The sequence below is a fragment of the Lentzea sp. NPDC102401 genome, assembly GCF_044765805.1.
In the GTDB taxonomy this organism is placed as follows: Bacteria; Actinomycetota; Actinomycetes; order Mycobacteriales; family Pseudonocardiaceae; genus Lentzea; species Lentzea sokolovensis.
This window is the reverse complement of the sequence record NZ_JBIWKS010000008.1, coordinates 326,402-341,506: the sequence shown is the minus strand read 5'-3', so window position 1 is coordinate 341,506 and position 15,105 is coordinate 326,402. Positions and strand designations below refer to the sequence as shown.

Below are 15,105 nucleotides of genomic sequence, written 5' to 3'. Positions count from 1 at the left end.
CAGCCCGGCGTCAATGCCGGGCCGCGCCGTCGTGTCAGCGTGCACTGGGCGCGAGTCCGATCGTCACGTCGACCGTCTCCGGCGAGCCGCAGCAGCCGCCACTGTTCTTCTGCTCCTGCGGCGCGTCGAACACCCCAGCCCCACCACACACCCCGGTCTCGGGCAGCACGAGCTCGACGCGCCCGGCCGCCTCGTGATCACCGGCGATCGCGGCCACGACGGACCGCGCCTGCTCATAGCCCGTCAGCGACAGGAACGTCGGCGCACGGCCATAGCTCTTCATGCCCACCAGATAAACACCCGGCTCAGGGTGCCGCAGCTCGTTTTCACCATGTGGATAGACGGAGCCGCACGAGTGGACGTTCGGATCGATCAACGGCGCCAGCCTGGACGGCGCCTGCAACACCGGGTCCAGGTCGAGCCGCACCTCGGACAGCCACGACAGGTCCGGCCGGAACCCCGTCAGCACAACAACTTCATCAACGCCATCGACCCGATGACCGTCGAACGACTCCAGCGTGAGGCTACCGTCCGCCGCGCGCTCGACCGCCGCCGTGCGAAACCCGGTCGCCGTCTCGACGCGCCCGGCTTCGACCGCCTTCCTCGCCCGCAGCCCCAACGCACCGCGCGCCGGCAGCTGATCTGCCTCGCCACCACCGAACGCGGTGCCGACCACACCGCGCCGCAGCAACCACACGATCTTCGTGCCAGGCTCCTGCTCGGCAAGCTCCGTCAGCACCACCAACGCGGTGAGAGCGGAGTGACCACTGCCGGCGACCGCGATCCGCTTGCCCGCATACCGAGCACGTTCAGCCGCGATGTCCGGCACGCGGTAGGTGATCTTCTCGGCAGCCGCCCGCTCCCCCACCGCGGGGAGTCCGTCTCCGCCCAACGGGTTCGGCGTGCCCCACGTGCCGGAAGCGTCGATCACCGCACGCGCCGTGATCCGCTCTTCCCCGTCCGCGGTCCGCACGTGCACGGTCAGCGGCTCGTCCTCACGGCCGGCGTCCACGATCCGGTCCCGCCCCCGCCGCGCCACCCCCACCACCCGCGCACCCAACCGCACCCGGTCCCCCAGCACCGCGGCCAGCGGCCGCAGGTACCGCTCCGCCCACTCCCCGCCACTCGGATAGGCGTCCCCGTCCGGCCGTGCCCACCCCGTCCGGCTCAGCAGCCGCTCGGCCGCCGGGTCGACGAGCTCGCTCCACTGCGAGAACAACCGGACGTGGTTCCACTGCGACACCGCCGCACCGGCCCGATCGCCTGCCTCCAGCACGAGCACCCGCTCACCCCGCTCGACCAGATGCGCCGCCGCGGACAAACCCGCAGGTCCAGCACCCACCACGACCACCGGCAACTCACTCACGACACACCCCTTGTATCGAAGTACTTCGAATCAGTTGGTCGGACTGTATCGACCGGGATCGATTGACGCAACCATCGATGTGTGTCGATACTTCACTCATGACGACGACAGCGACCACGCCGGCCGTGCTGCCCGCCGACGACGCCGCGACCTATGCGGACTGGTTCGCCTGTCTCGCCGAACCGACTCGCGTACGGCTGCTGCACGCCATCGCAACCGCTGGACGCGCGATGACCGTCGGTGAGCTCACCGAACTGGTCGGCATCAGCCAATCCACCTGCTCACACCACGTGCGCAAGCTCGCCGAAGTCGGATTCCTGCTGCTGCACAAGGAAGGCACCGCCACCCACGTCACCGTCAACCCGTCGTGCTGCACCGGCCTGCCCCATGCAGCAGACGTCGTCATGGGCATACTCGCTCCACGTCCGTGTTGCCCCGACGACCTGCCACTCGACGTCACCGTCCGCACGATGCGAAACGACGACTGGACCGCCGTGCGCCGCATCTACGCCGAGGGCATCGCCACCGGCGACGCCACATTCGAAACCGAAGTCCCCCAACGCAGAGCGCTCGACTCCAGGTGGCTGCGCGATCACCGCTGGATCGCGGAGATCGACGGCACAGTGGCTGGCTGGGCAGCGGCAACCCCGGTGTCCACACGAGACTGCTACGCCGGCGTGGCCGAACACTCGGTGTACGTGAGTGCCGACTGCCGTGGCCGAGGCGTCGGCAAGGTCTTGCTGCACAAGCTCGTCACCGCGGCCGACGACGCCGGACTGTGGACGTTGCAGACCTCGATCTTCCCCGAGAACCGCGCCAGCCTCGCCCTGCACCACTCCGCGGGCTTCCGCACCCTCGGCGTCCGCGAACGCATCGCGCAGCACTACGGCGTGTGGCGCGACACCGTCTTCCTCGAACGTCGAGCCACCAACTAATCCGACCACCCCACAACCGTCGCCGAATACGGCGACGGTCAATTCGAGGTGCCCATGAACAGCCACGACGCCATCGTCATCGGTGCAGGCCAGTCCGGACTCGCCGCCGCCCACGCCCTTCTCGCCCGCGGCTCACGCCCGCTCGTACTCGAAGCCGGAACCGAACCAGTCGGCTCCTGGCCGCACTACTACGACAGCCTCACCCTGTTCTCGCCCGCCCGCTACAGCGCCCTACCGGGCCTGCCGTTCCCCGGCGATCCCGAGCACTATCCACACCGCGACGAAGTCGTCGGCTACCTCCGCGCCTACGCCACGCGCCTCGACGCCGACATCCGCACCGGCCAACGTGTCGCAGAAGTAGTGCACGACAACGAATTCAGCGTCACGACCGAGGATGGCGCCCGTTTCACCGCGCCCATCGTCATCGCCGCCACCGGCGGCTTCGGAAAACCGCACCGCCCTGCGCTACCCGGTCTCGACGACTTCCCCGGCACCGTCCTGCACGCCGCGCAGTACCGGTCCCCCGAACCGTTCCACGGCCAGCGCGTCATCGTGGTCGGCGCCGGCAACTCCGCCGTCCAGATCGCCGCCGAACTCGCCGAACACGCCCGCGTCACCCTCGCAACCCGCAAGCCGGTGAAGTTCTCCGCACAACGCCCGTTCGGCCGCGACCTGCACTTCTGGCTCGACCGCACCGGCCTCGACCACCTCCCGATCGGCCCCTGGCTCCCCGATGGCTTCACCACTCCGGTCCTCGACACCGGCCGCTACCGCGCTGCCCTCCAACAGCAGCGCCCAGACCGCCGACCGATGTTCACCGCACGGGAGGACTCCAAAGTCATCTGGCCGGACGAGCAGCGCGAACATGTCGACGCGATCATCCTGGCCACCGGGTACCGGCCCGACCTGCCGTACCTGAGCACGTTGAGCACCAAGCACGATCGCGGCATCTCCCGACAGCATCGCGGACTCGGTTTCATCGGGCTCGAATGGCAACGCAGCCTCTCGTCCGCCACCCTGCGAGGCGCCGGACGCGACGCCACCCACGTGGTCCGCAAGCTGCTCAGGTGACCTCAGATCAGCTCAGCGAGAGCTGCTCGCGGTGGAAGTCGAAGTGCTGCACCGGAAAGCGGTACAGGTCGGCGAGCGTCATGAAGTCCTGGAAGTACGGGTCCCAGCGCGTCGGGTACGGCATTCCCGTCGCCAAGCTGCTGTCGTTCTCACGCTCCAACCGACGGTGCATCGCTGCGATGGTGCGGTCACACAACACGATCATCGCTCTGCGCGGCATCAGACTCCCGCCGAGCCACGAGCCCACGAAGTTGGCCGCGTCAAACGGCTTCGTACCCGCGTCGAGCAACCTCGCCCATCCACGACCCACCCAGCCCGGCAGTCGCGCCATGATCCGGGCCAGCGCCAGCAGCGCCCGCATGATCAGGAATCCGAGCAGCATGTGGAACAGCAGCTGCCGGTTGGTCCAGCGAGTGCCGTTCGTGCGGCGCCGCAGCTCGTCGCGCGCCGCGCTGTCGAGCAACGCGCAAAACGCCGTCCGCGTGCGCTCGAGGTCATCGTGAACCGCCTGTCTGTCCACTGTTCCAGTGTGCTCCTCGCGAGTGCGCACATCAGAGGTGCCTCGTCGCCAGCATCAGCCGACACCACCGTCGAGGTCCACCCGAGGACTCTTGACCAGCGGGTCCGGGGTTCGAGTCCCTGGCGGCGTACTCCAGAGAAGCAGGTGGAGATTCGTCCCTACCTGCTTCTCCGCATTTCCAGGTTTTCGTCAATCACTCTTTGCGCGCTTCCCGGAAGCCTGGCGGCCCGTCACCACCGCAGGGCGCTGAGCTCACGGGTCAGGACAGGCGAGAGCGTCCCGTCGGCGGTGGTCATCGCGTGGCCGACGCCGGGGAGCACCACGCGGTGGCCCACGACGGACGCGAGCTGGTCAGTCGCGTGGCAGGGCACCTGGGGGTCCAGCTCGCCGCAGGTCAAAAGCACCGGCATCGGCGGCAGCCCGCGTGCGACGTCGGGCGGGAAGACCGCGTCGTCCGTGATCACGAAGCGGCGGTTCGGTCCCGCCAGTGACTGGAAGAGCGCGGCGAGAGGTGCCGGCATGGTCGTCGTGTCGACAGGGCGGCCACCTCGCAGGTCCGCGACGGCCACGTCGATCGCCCGGTCGATGATCTCCGCTTCCTGCTCGGTCAGCCCTCCGGCTTCGACGAGTTGCCCGATCTGGTCGTGCAGTTGCGTGGCGAGCACGTCCAGCAGCCGCAACGCCTGGGGCTGCGACATGATCAGGGCAGCGGCACGCTGGCGAGGAGGCGCTTGCGCGGCGAGCACCAGTGCCGTCATGCCTCCTTCGCTGTGACCGGCCAGAGCCACCCTGTTCCGTGCCACCTCGGCACGGCGTTGCAGGAGGTCGCGGGCTGCCGCGGCCTGGCGCACGAAGGCCGGGTAGTCGATGTCCTGAGGCCTCCCAGCCCAGGCGCCCAGTCCCGTCCGGCCCGTTCCGTACTTGTCGAACCGGAGGGTCACCACCCGATCGCGGTCCAGTGCGGCGGCGAGGTCGCGGATGGTGTTCGGCGTGAGCGACGGCGGCTGGTTGCCGTCGCGGTCGGTGGGACCGCTGCCCGGCAGCAGAAGGGCCGCGGGCAGGCGTTCGCCGCGCCGCCGCGCCGGCACGTGGAGCGTCCCGTAGGTGGTCGTGCCCTCGACCACGAACGACACCTGCTCGTCGCGTGCGGGCACCCAGGCCGTGGAGTCGCGGCCGGCGGCGAGCACGGCGGTGGGCGTGACGCCGGCGGCCAAGACCGCCGCCACGAGTGCCGAGGCGACTTTGACGATCATCGACTCGTCGCCTGTTCGACCATGGCCACCACCGCGCGAGGGTCGTCGACCTCGACGACCAGACGGGTGTAGTGCTCGTCGGCCAGTTCCACGACCACCGCCTTCTGCGCGTCGCGGACCGCCCAGAAGACCTTCTCGCCGTCCTGGTGGAACGTGCCGGCCGTGATCACGCCTGGCAGATGCGTGCCCGGCGCCCGAATCCCCTTCGGCTCCCCCAGGATTCCCGGATCGACCGTGGCACCGCGCACGTGTGCGAGCGGAATGGTCAGCTTGCTCTTCAACGACCACAACTTGTCCAGGCCGTTCATCTCCACCACCAGGTCCTGGCCTTGCACGCTGATCGTCGCCATGTCAGTTCTCCTTAACGGTCGCCGTTTCCGGCGCCTCACGAATGGTGGGGACGTCCGCGGCCTCCCCGTGGCGGACGGCCTGCGGTCTGGCGCGCAGCCATCGGCCCAGCAACACCTCGGTGGCGCGCGGGTCACCCGTCGCCTCGTCGACCTCGGCGAGGACCGACGACACCAGGCCGGCGACCTCGGGGTCGTAGGGCGCCCGGTCAACCGCGGCCACCAGCAGGAAGTCCCACGCGGGCAGGTGTTCCGACTGGGCGGCACGAGCCAGGTGCGGGCGAACGTCCTGCTCGATGTGACGGCGCAACGCCGCCAGGTACAGACCGCGTTTGCTGCCGAACACGCCGTAGAGACTGTTGCGGTGCACGCCGAGCCGGGTCACCAGGTCGTCGATCGAGACACCGTCGTAGGCACGGCGGGCGAACAGGTCGGCCGCCGCCTCCACGGTCTCGTCCACGTCGAAAGACCTGCGTCGTCCCATGTGACGACCGTAGCGGTTTCAGGAACGATCAGTCAAGAACAATCGTTCCTGAAAGCGGCGACCGTCCGCCACCGCATCGGTGACGTGCACCTGCCCCAGCGGCGCGCCTTCCGGCGTCTTGCGATGGACGACGTTGTTCTCCTGAACGCAGACAACTGATTGCGCAGACAACTGATTGCGCGGACACCGGCGCAGTGATTCACGACCCAGGTCGCAATACCCGGTCCAGCCTCGATGACACCCCCAATTGATGGCCATCGAGGCCGGACCCGTGATGTGTATAGCGTGGTCGTGTTGTCAGGCGCCGGAGAACGGCGCACCGGACAACACGAATCCGAGGAGAAACGTCAGGTGCCACGGCCGGAGCGACCGCTGGAACTCGATGGGACCGCTCTTGTCGAGTTCGCCGTTGACCTGCGGCGTTTGCGTCAGGACAGCGGCGGTCCGTCGTATCGCGAGCTCGGGAAGCGCGGCGGCTACTCCGCGACGACGCTCGCCGAGGCCGCCGGCGGACGCAGGTTCCCCAGTCTGGACGTCACGCTCGCCTACGTGCGCGCGTGCGACGGTGACGTCGACCTGTGGGAGCAGCGGTGGCACTCTCTCGCGGCCGAACTCAACGCGACTGTTGCCGCTGAACCGGAGGATTACGACCAGGCGCCCTATGTCGGACTCTCCGTTTACCGCGCCGAGGACGCGTCCCGGTTCTTCGGCAGGGAACGCCTTGTCGACGATCTCCTCGCCCTTGTGCAACGGCAGAAGTTCGTCGCGGTGTTCGGACCGTCCGGGTCGGGAAAGTCGTCCCTGATTCGCGCGGGACTTCTGCCGCGGCTACCGGCGCACGTTCTCCGGACACCCGGTGAACATCCGATGCGGCTGGTGCCCGGTTTTCCGTCCGACCCGGAGACCGTGATCGTGGTCGACCAGTTCGAGGAGGTCTTCACCCTCTGCCAGGACGCGGACGAACGGGCGCGGTTCATCGCCGAACTGCTCGGCCGCCGGGCGGTGATCGGCGTGCGGTCGGACTTCTACACGCACTGCTGCATGGTTCCCGAGCTGGCGGGCGCGCTGCAGGACTCCCAGTTCACCGTCGGGCCGATGACGGCCGAGGAGCTGCGTCGCGCGATCACGTTGCCCGCGATGAAGGCGAACTGCGCGGTCGAGAGCGATCTGGTGGCCACGCTCATCGCGCACGCCCACGGCCAGACGGGTGTCCTGCCGTTGCTGTCGCACGCGTTGCTGGAGACGTGGCGCCGGCGCAGCGGAAACCGGCTCACGCTCACCGGGTTCCAGGCTGTCGGCGGCATCGACGGCGCGCTCGCGAAGACGGCAGAGGCGGTGTACGACTCGCTGGACGCGCGCCAGCAGGACCGTGCGCGGGACCTCTTCCGGCGCCTGGCCGTGCTGGGTGAGAACACCGAGGACACCAAACGCCGCATCTCCCCTGCCGAGCTCGACGACGACCAGGACACCGCGGTGGTGCTGGACAGGTGTACCGCCGCACGGCTCGTCGTGCGCGACACGGACAGCATCGAGATCACGCACGAAGCGTTGATCCGCACGTGGCCCCGGTTCCGGGAATGGCTCAGCAGCGACCGCGAGGGGCAACGCGTCCACCGGGAGCTGACCCACGCCACCGACGTGTGGGAGCAACTGGACCGCGACCGCAGCGCGCTGTACCGGGGAGCCCGGCTGGCGATCGCCCGCGAGTGGGCCACCCGATCCCAGGCCCTCACGGCTCGCGAACGGGCGTTCGTCGAGGCCAGCACCGATGCCGAGGCCGAGGAACACGTGCTGGCGAGGCGCCGTGCGAAACGCCTCGGCTATCTGGTCGGAGTGCTCGCGGCGCTGCTGGTCGTCTCGGCGGCGACGACGTTATACGCGGTGCGGACGCGCAACGACATCACGTCGCAACGCAACAGCGCGATCGCCCAGAACCTCTCGTCCGAGGCGGTGGTGGAGCATCGCGCGAACCCGTCGCTCGGGCTGCAGCTCGGTCTGGCCGCACACAATCTCGCCGCGACGCGCAAGACGCGCGACGCGGTGCTGAGCACGCTGGCGACCGTCGTGACGGCCCACGACGAGGAGGTGTACACGGCGACGTTCAGCAGCGACGGCACGCTGGCAACGGCGGGACGCGACCACTCGATCCGCCTGTGGAACGTCAGCGACCGGCGCAAACCGGTCCGGCTCGGCACTCTCACCGGCCACACCGGTGCCGTGCGCGCACTGTCCTACCGCGCGGACGGGAAGGTCCTCGCGTCGAGCGGCGACGACGGAACCGTGCGGTTGTGGGCCGAACAGAAGGAGATCGCGGCGCTGACCGGCATGGGGTCCGTGCGTGCGGCCACGTTCAGCCCGGACGGTCAGACCCTCGTGGCCGGCTCCGGCACCGGAGAGGTGCGGACGTGGAACGTCAGCGACCCGCGCAACCCGATCCTGACCGCCACGGTGCGCGGCCACACGGACGCGGTGCGGTCGGTGGCGTTCAGCCCCGACGGCAGGACGCTGGCCACCGGGAGCGACGACCACAGCGTGCGGCTGTGGCAGGACGGCGTCGAGATCATGTCGTTGTCCGGCAACCGGATCGACGTGTACGACCTGGCCTTCAGCCCGGACGGGCACACGCTCGCGGTCGGCAGTGGCAACGACAAACCCGTGCGGCTGTGGAACGTCACCGACCCCCGCAAGCCTGCCGAGCACCCCTCGCTCACCGGTCATGAGGACGTCGTCGGCAGCGTCGCGTTCAGTCCGGACGGTCACACGCTCGCGTCCGGCAGCGACGACCGCACGGTGCGGCTGTGGAACGTCACCGATCCCGGGCACGTCACCGAGATCGCCACGTTGTCCGGCGCCGCCATCGCCGTCGCCGACATCGCGTTCAGCCCGGACGGCCGGACCCTGGTGTGGACCATGTTCGACCCGACCATGCGGCTGCTGAACGCGGATCTCGGCGCCGCCGTCGCCGAGGCGTGCGACTCGGCGGGACCGCGCCTGACCGAGGACGAGTGGCGCAGGCACGTCCCGGACGTTCCGTACACCCCGCCCTGCTGACGAACGCGGTGAGGCAGACCGGAGATCCCGGCCTGCCTCGCCGCGCTTCTGGTTGTCAGCCGCGGTGCCACTTCTGGTTGGCGCCGCCGACGCAGTCCCACATGTGCAGGACCGCGTCGTTGTTCGGGTTCCACTCCGCGATGTCCACGCACTTGTTCGCCTGCGGGTTCACCAGGTCACCGGCCCCGGACAGCACGAACTGCTGGGCCGCGTTCCCCGAGCAGGTCGCGAGTTGCACGGCCGCGCCGTTGTCCCTCGAACCCCACGCCACGTCCACGCACTTGTTGTTCTCCGTGCGCAGCGTGCCGCCTGTGAACTCGAACTTCTGGTTCGTGGCGCCCGTGCAGTTCCACACGATCAGGCGCTGGCCGTCGGCGAAGTTCCAGTTCGGCACGTCGATGCACTTGCCGTGCCAGTCGCTGACGATGCTGCTGGTGCTGGCGGGCGGAGGCGTCGTGGAGCCGCCGCTGAACGGGGTGAGGATGATCCCGGCCGAGCGCGGGTCACCGTCGTGCACCAGCGACTCCTGCGCCTGCACGTCGTCGAACGCGAACCCGTACGCCTTGCCGTCCACCATGTTCTGGTGCACCAGCCGCGAGTAGTGGTTGGTGATCGCGCCCTGGTAGAAGTCCGCGGGACCGCCACCGGGCTGCACGTCGATGCGGCCGAGCGTGGAGCGGTGCAGAGCGGCGCACAGGGTGCGCGCGATCGGACCGACCACCTGGTCGTTGGGCGCGGCCAGGGCGCCGTCGCAGCCCCACACGTTCGAAGTGGACGGCTTCGTGAACGACGCCACCTGCTGCCCGGCGGTGTTCCTGAAGTTCATCGTGCCGCCGGACGTGCCGCCGAAGTACTTCACGTCCGGACGGTCGCCGAACGGCTGCACGGTCAGCGTCTTGGTCATGTACGCGTTCCACGCCTGGGTGATGTACGAGTCCAGGTAGTTGCGGTCGAAGTTGCCGACGTCGGCCGCCTTGCCCGGTGCGAGCACGCGCAGCACCGTGCCGTCCGAACGGGACATGACCGACCCGCCCCAGCCCGCCTGGTTGCGGATGCCGTTGATGACGGCGTCCCGGCCACCGGACTTGAGTTCGCCGGTCTTCTTCGTGGCGCCGCTCGCACCCGTCACGGTCACCGCGTGCGGTACCGCGAACATGTCCACCTGGGAGCTGTTGAGCCACAGGCCCGCGTCGTTGTAGGTGAACTCGCTCCAGTCGAACAGGATGCCGCTGTTCGGGTCGCCGGACGCCCACGGCGCCGGCTGCACCAGGCCGTCGGGCGTCAGGAAGAACTTGAGCTTCTCGCCGAACGACATGTAGACGCGGCCGGAGATGAACCGCGGCACCCGCAGCGAGGCGGTGCCACCGGGACCAGGACCGGCGATCGACACGTCCGGTGCGGGCGTGGGCGGGTTGCCGCCCGGCGACCACGGCGTGAACGCGCCCGCCTGGTTGACGTACCCGAGGCGCCCGCTGCGGATGTCCGTGCCCAGGACGTACAGGTGCACGGCCTCGGACCGGCCGCTGTTGTTCGTGACGTTGAGCGGCAGCAGGTCGGGGCCGATCGCCTGTGCCGGTGTGCTCGCGATGGCCGCCGATGCGATCGCCGCCAGTGCGGCGAGCGCGCTGAACCACTTCGTTCGAGTGCGCATCTGACTCCTTGTGCAGGGGTGCTCTGCCGGCAGGTCCCCCGACCGGTTACAGGGCGGTCGGCGGCCTCCGGTCCGAGAACTGGTCCAGACCGGTTATGAGAGCGCTTCCATGGTTGTTCGCAGATGGCGGCTCTGTCAATACCGAGCAGAAGCCGGGCAGGAGCCGGGCAAACGAGAAAACTCCGGGAACCGCACTGTGCGGTTCCCGGAGTCGCGGTACTGCTACCTCTGGAGATGTCAGGCAGGCAGCAGGACCGAGTCGATGAGGTAGACGGTCGCGTTGGCGGTGTGCACGCCGCCGCAGATGACGTTGGCGTCGTTGACCTTCAGCGCGTCCTTGGAACCGGTGACCTTCACGGTGCCGGTCTCGACCGTCTTCTGGTCGCCGACGATCTTGTCGGGCGTGATCTGGCCGGGGACGACGTGGTAGGTCAGGATCTTGGTCAGCAGCGCGTCGTCGGTCTTGAGCTTTTCGATCGTCGCGGCGTCGATCTTCGCGAACGCCGAGTCGACCGGCGCGAACACGGTGAACTCCGCACCGTTCAGCGTCGAGACCAGGTTGACCTTCGGGTTGAGCTTGCCGGACACGGCGCTCACCAGCGTCGTGAGCAGCGGGTTGTTGCTCGCGGCGACGGCGACCGGGTCAGCGGCCATGCCCGAGACCGAGCCGGCGCCGGACGGAACCTGCTTCGCGTAGTCGGCACAACCGGGGCCGACGAGGTCCTTGGCCGGGTCGGCCATCGCGGCGGACGAGGTGGCGGTCGAGGTGGGCGCGGCACTGGAAGAGGTGCCGCTGCTGGCCATGTCACCCGAGCCGCACGCCGCGCCGAACAGGGCGAGCGAGACGGCGCCGACGGCCAGGACGGTGTTGCGGACGGTCTTGTTCATGACAGGACATCTCCAAGGGGTGATCGAGCAGTTGCTGCCCGTGATTCGCCGCCCCCTGGAGAACGGATGGGTGCGGTTATCAATCCGTTACCCAATCCGGGATGTGACGCATCCGGCACCGATCCATCAGCGCCTCCGCTGCGAATACGAGAGGACAACGCTGAGGAGAGGACCTGGGATGCCTGAGCGTGAGCGGGCGCTGCAAAGCCTGCCGAGGACCCCGCGGGACGTGGGTCCGACCGCCGACGAGTTGCTCGCCCTGGTCGCACGGGGCGACGAGGCCGCGTTCGAACGGCTCTACGACGTCGTGTCCGGCTCGGTGTTCGGGCTGATCAGGCGGGTGGTGCGGGATCAGGCGCAGTCGGAGGAGGTGTTCCAGGAGGTGATGCTCGAAGTGTGGCGGACCGCGACCAGATTCGACCCCGACCGGGGCAGCGCCACGACCTGGATCCTCACGCTGACGCACCGCCGTGCCGTCGACCGCGTCCGGTCCGCCCAGGCCGCCACCCACCGCGAGGACCGCGCCGCCCGGCTCGATCCGGGCAGGCCCTTCGACGAGGTGAGCGAGCAGGTCGACGGCCGGCTCGAACAACGCCAGGTGCGCCGGTGCCTGAGCTTCCTGACCGAACTGCAGCGCGAGTCCGTGCTGCTCGCCTACTACCAGGGCTACTCGTATCCGGAGGTCGCGAGCCTGCTGAGCATCCCGCTCGGCACGGTCAAGACCAGGATGCGCGACGGCCTGATCCGACTGCGGGACTGCATGGGGGTGACCGGATGAGGACCACATCCGCTGATCTGCACACGCTCACCGGCGCCTACGCCGTGAACGCGCTGTCCGACATCGAACGGACCGCGTTCGAGGCGCACCTGACCCGCTGCGTGAGCTGCGCGGTCGAGGTCGCCGAACTCGCGGCCACGGCCGCACGTCTGGGCGTCGCGGTGGAGTCCCCGCCGCCACCGCAGCTGCGCGCTCGTGTGCTCGCCGCCGCGGCGGAGACCCGGCAGGTCTCTCCCCACACGGCCCGCGTGCCGAACCCGCGCCGGGTGCGCTGGGCGGGAGGGCTGCTCGCGGCCGCCTGCCTGGTCGCCGCGGTCTTCGTGACGGTGCAGTACACGGAGTCCGACCAGGACAGGCAGCTGGCGCAGCTGTCCAGCGAGTACAGCCGGTTCTCCGACTTCCTGTCCACACCGGACGCGAAGCTCATCAACGGCAAGGCACCGAACGGCGCCACCGGTACCGCTGTCGTGTCGGCCAGCCGCGACGAGGCGCTGTTCCTCGCCAAGGACCTGCCGGATCCCGGCGACGGCCGGATCTACCAGCTCTGGCTGATCGGCGCCGACAACGACCCGCACCCGGCCGGACTGCTCCAGTCCCGGTCGACGCCGGTCGTGGTCAGCGGACTGACCGGGGCGAAGGAGGTCGCGCTGACCGTGGAGCCCTCGGGAGGGTCGGAGAAGCCGTCCACGCCACCGGTGATGGCGATGCCGCTCGTGTGATCCAGGGCGGTCGTTGTCCTCGATCCGTGCCAGCATCCCGCGCATGATCGGACGTTGGCACGGCCTGGTGATCGACTGCACTGATCCGCAGGGCCTCGCGGAGTTCTACGAGAAGCTGCTCGGGATGATCCGGGTGCAGGACGACGGCGCGTTCGTCGTCATCGGCGACGCCCCCGACCGGCCCGGCGTGGCGTTCGCGCGGGTCGAGGGCTGGCAACCGCCGAAGTGGCCGGACGAGACCGCCCACATGCACTTCGACGTGCGCGTGGACGATCTCGCTGCGGCCGGCGAGAAGGTGCTCGCTCTGGGCGCGCGCAGGCTCGAAGGCGGTGGCGAGCGGTTCCACGTGTACGCGGATCCCGCCGGCCACCCCTTCTGCCTGGTGGGCTAGCTCAGCCGGGCGCGCATCACGTGCGCGTCCAACGGCAGGGCATGCGTCTCGACGAAGTCGAAACCGGCCTCGGCGAGCAACGCGCGGTAGTGCGACTCGGTGCGCTCGCGGCCGCCGGTGTTGCACAACATGTGGATGTCCCACGGAATCGCGAGCGAGTCCACTTCGCCGGCCTCGGGCAGCAGGCGCTCGATCACCAGCAGTTCGGCGTGTGCGGGCATGTTCCGCGCGCACGTGGCCAGGATGGTGCGGCACTGCTCGTCGTCCCAGTCGTGCAGCACGCGGGACAGCAGGTAGACGTCACCGGTGCCGGGGATGGAGCGGGTGAAGTCGCCGGGGACGAGGCTGACGCGGTCCGCGAGGTCGGCGAGGCGGGGCTCGGCTGCGGCGAGGGCGTTCGGGAGGTCGAGCAGAACGCCCCGCAGCGCCGGGTTGGCGTGCAGCACGCGGGACAGCAGCTCGCCGTTGCCGCCCGCCACGTCCACGACCGTGCCGGCGGTGGAGAAGTCGACGACCTTGGTGACGCCGGTGAACATCGCGTTGCTCGCGGCCATGGACCCGTGGAACAGCTCGGCCAGGTCCGGATCCGTTGCCATGTGGGCGAAGTGGTGGGCGCCGAACGCTTTCGCGTACGACTCCTCACCGCTGCGGACGGCCTCGGTCAGTTCGGCGAACGACCGGTAGAACGGGCCGCCGTACATCAGGGCGAGCGGCCGCATCGAGCCAGTCAGGTCCGACCGCAGCAGCTCCCCCAGGTCGGTGAGACTGTGCCGCTCACCGGACAGGTGAACGACACCGAGCGAGGTGAGATACCGCAGAAGCCTTGCCAGGCTTTGGGGTTCGGTGCCGGTGGCCGATGCCAGGCCGGGCAGGTCCGGGATCGTCACGAGGTGGTCAAGCAACCGGAGTTCGGCGGCGGTCGCGATCGCCTGCGTCGCCCACGCGCCGGTCAGCAGGCGCAGCAACTCGGTGCCGGCGCAGGACTCGCGCTGGTGGGTGGCCTGCAACTGCGGGAACCTGCCCGCGGCGATCAGTTCGAGACGGCGGAACGCGGGGTCGGCGCAGTGCGCGTCGCGGAAGTAGAGGACCGAGTTGTTCTCGTAGCCGTTGTACCCGCCGCCGTCCGGCCGCATGACGCCGGCGATCATCGTCCGGAGTCCGCGCAGCAGCACCGGATCCGGCCTGCGCACGGCCAGCCCGACGTGGTTCTCGTGCTGGTGACGGCGTTCGTCCTGCGCGATGTGCGCCAGCTCCGGCGGCGTCACCATCACGAAGATCTCCAATTCGCACGGCCAGCCGTTGCGGTCGGAGACGGGTGCGCGCAGGATGCCGACCTTCAGGTCCGCGACGGGCACCGAGTAACGGGCGCTGAGCCGTTCGCGCACGACGACGCTCGGGGTCATCGTGCCGACCTCGATGCCGTGGCGCGCGAGCTCGTCCGCAAGTCCCGCAAGGGTTTCCGGGAAGATCAGCAACGCGGCGTGGTCGAGGGTGGCGTGCCGCGTGACGGCGGCGCGCTGGTCGGCGGGCAGCGACGGCACGGCGGCGGCGAGGGCCGAGTGCGTGTCGTGCGCGCCGATGAGGGCCATCGTGGAGGTCAGCCGGTCGAGGTCGGCCGCGGCGATGACAGGTGTGCTGGTCGAGATCATGG

At 69.3% G+C, this 15,105-nt stretch carries 15 protein-coding genes; 6 read left to right on the top strand and 9 right to left on the bottom strand.

Translation table 11 applies throughout. The features are described 5' to 3' along the window. Window positions 1-34: 34 nt before the first annotated feature. Window positions 35-1,366 (bottom strand): FAD-dependent oxidoreductase, encoded by a 1,332-nt coding sequence (locus ACIRG5_RS28055; protein WP_402909738.1) that lies wholly within the window; start codon window positions 1,364-1,366, stop codon window positions 35-37. 98 nt (window positions 1,367-1,464) lie between these two features. On the opposite strand from ACIRG5_RS28055, the gene ACIRG5_RS28050 reads away from it, so the two are divergent. Together ACIRG5_RS28050 and ACIRG5_RS28045 are read left to right on the top strand one after the other, a co-directional pair. Next, the gene (locus ACIRG5_RS28050; RefSeq protein ID WP_402909736.1) at window positions 1,465-2,301 is read left to right on the top strand and encodes a helix-turn-helix domain-containing GNAT family N-acetyltransferase; all 837 of its coding nucleotides are present in this window, start codon (window positions 1,465-1,467) and stop codon (window positions 2,299-2,301) included. A gap of 54 nt (window positions 2,302-2,355) precedes the next feature. Then, window positions 2,356-3,372 carry a flavin-containing monooxygenase gene (locus ACIRG5_RS28045; RefSeq protein ID WP_402909733.1) on the top strand — a complete coding sequence of 339 codons (1,017 nt, stop codon included), beginning with the start codon at window positions 2,356-2,358 and terminating at the stop codon, window positions 3,370-3,372. Between the two features lie 7 nt (window positions 3,373-3,379). On the opposite strand, the gene ACIRG5_RS28040 is transcribed toward ACIRG5_RS28045, so the two are convergent. The 5 genes from ACIRG5_RS28040 to ACIRG5_RS28020 all read right to left on the bottom strand — a co-directional run bounded on the left by ACIRG5_RS28040 (window position 3,380) and on the right by ACIRG5_RS28020 (window position 6,234). Beyond that, a complete protein-coding gene (locus ACIRG5_RS28040) occupies window positions 3,380-3,892 on the bottom strand; it encodes a DinB family protein (RefSeq protein ID WP_402909730.1) in 513 nt (170 codons plus the stop codon). Window positions 3,893-4,122: 230 nt separating this feature from the next. Beyond that, window positions 4,123-5,145 carry an alpha/beta hydrolase gene (locus ACIRG5_RS28035; protein WP_402909727.1) on the bottom strand — a complete coding sequence of 341 codons (1,023 nt, stop codon included), beginning with the start codon at window positions 5,143-5,145 and terminating at the stop codon, window positions 4,123-4,125. Beyond that, entirely contained in the window at window positions 5,142-5,495 is a 354-nt protein-coding gene (locus ACIRG5_RS28030) for a hypothetical protein (protein WP_319978191.1), read from the bottom strand. The genes ACIRG5_RS28035 and ACIRG5_RS28030 overlap by 4 nt, the downstream gene beginning before the upstream one ends. A 1-nt stretch (window position 5,496) precedes the next feature. Continuing rightward, window positions 5,497-5,976 carry a TetR/AcrR family transcriptional regulator gene (locus ACIRG5_RS28025; protein ID WP_402909724.1) on the bottom strand — a complete coding sequence of 160 codons (480 nt, stop codon included), beginning with the start codon at window positions 5,974-5,976 and terminating at the stop codon, window positions 5,497-5,499. A gap of 18 nt (window positions 5,977-5,994) precedes the next feature. Further along, window positions 5,995-6,234: a hypothetical protein gene (locus tag ACIRG5_RS28020; RefSeq protein ID WP_402909722.1), complete on the bottom strand. Its 240-nt coding sequence runs from the start codon at window positions 6,232-6,234 to the stop codon at window positions 5,995-5,997. Between the two features lie 93 nt (window positions 6,235-6,327). Between ACIRG5_RS28020 and ACIRG5_RS28015 the strand changes: the two genes are divergently transcribed. Further along, entirely contained in the window at window positions 6,328-9,027 is a 2,700-nt protein-coding gene (locus ACIRG5_RS28015) for an XRE family transcriptional regulator (protein ID WP_402909720.1), read from the top strand. A 55-nt stretch (window positions 9,028-9,082) separates the two neighbouring features. Here the strand turns inward: ACIRG5_RS28015 and ACIRG5_RS28010 are convergent, their stop codons facing one another. Next, a complete protein-coding gene (locus tag ACIRG5_RS28010) occupies window positions 9,083-10,678 on the bottom strand; it encodes a beta-1,3-glucanase family protein (protein WP_402909718.1) in 1,596 nt (531 codons plus the stop codon). Window positions 10,679-10,915: 237 nt separating this feature from the next. After that, on the bottom strand, window positions 10,916-11,566 hold the full coding sequence (locus ACIRG5_RS28005; protein ID WP_402909715.1) for a fasciclin domain-containing protein: 651 nt from the start codon (window positions 11,564-11,566) through the stop codon (window positions 10,916-10,918). 178 nt (window positions 11,567-11,744) lie between these two features. Here ACIRG5_RS28005 and ACIRG5_RS28000 point away from each other — a divergent pair, with 178 nt between their 5' ends. Genes ACIRG5_RS28000 through ACIRG5_RS27990 form a run of 3 tightly spaced genes read left to right on the top strand, consistent with a single transcriptional unit; the run spans window position 11,745 to window position 13,454 of the window. Then, entirely contained in the window at window positions 11,745-12,344 is a 600-nt protein-coding gene (locus tag ACIRG5_RS28000; RefSeq protein WP_319978184.1) for a sigma-70 family RNA polymerase sigma factor, read from the top strand. Further along, window positions 12,341-13,063: an anti-sigma factor domain-containing protein gene (locus ACIRG5_RS27995; RefSeq protein ID WP_402909712.1), complete on the top strand. Its 723-nt coding sequence runs from the start codon at window positions 12,341-12,343 to the stop codon at window positions 13,061-13,063. The genes ACIRG5_RS28000 and ACIRG5_RS27995 overlap by 4 nt, the downstream gene beginning before the upstream one ends. A 43-nt stretch (window positions 13,064-13,106) precedes the next feature. Then, complete coding sequence (locus ACIRG5_RS27990; protein WP_402909710.1) at window positions 13,107-13,454, top strand: VOC family protein; 348 nt, start codon at window positions 13,107-13,109, stop codon at window positions 13,452-13,454. Here the strand turns inward: ACIRG5_RS27990 and ACIRG5_RS27985 are convergent. Continuing rightward, on the bottom strand, window positions 13,451-15,103 hold the full coding sequence (locus ACIRG5_RS27985) for a methyltransferase (protein ID WP_402909708.1): 1,653 nt from the start codon (window positions 15,101-15,103) through the stop codon (window positions 13,451-13,453). The genes ACIRG5_RS27990 and ACIRG5_RS27985 overlap by 4 nt on opposite strands. Between the last annotated feature and the right edge of the window lie 2 nt (window positions 15,104-15,105).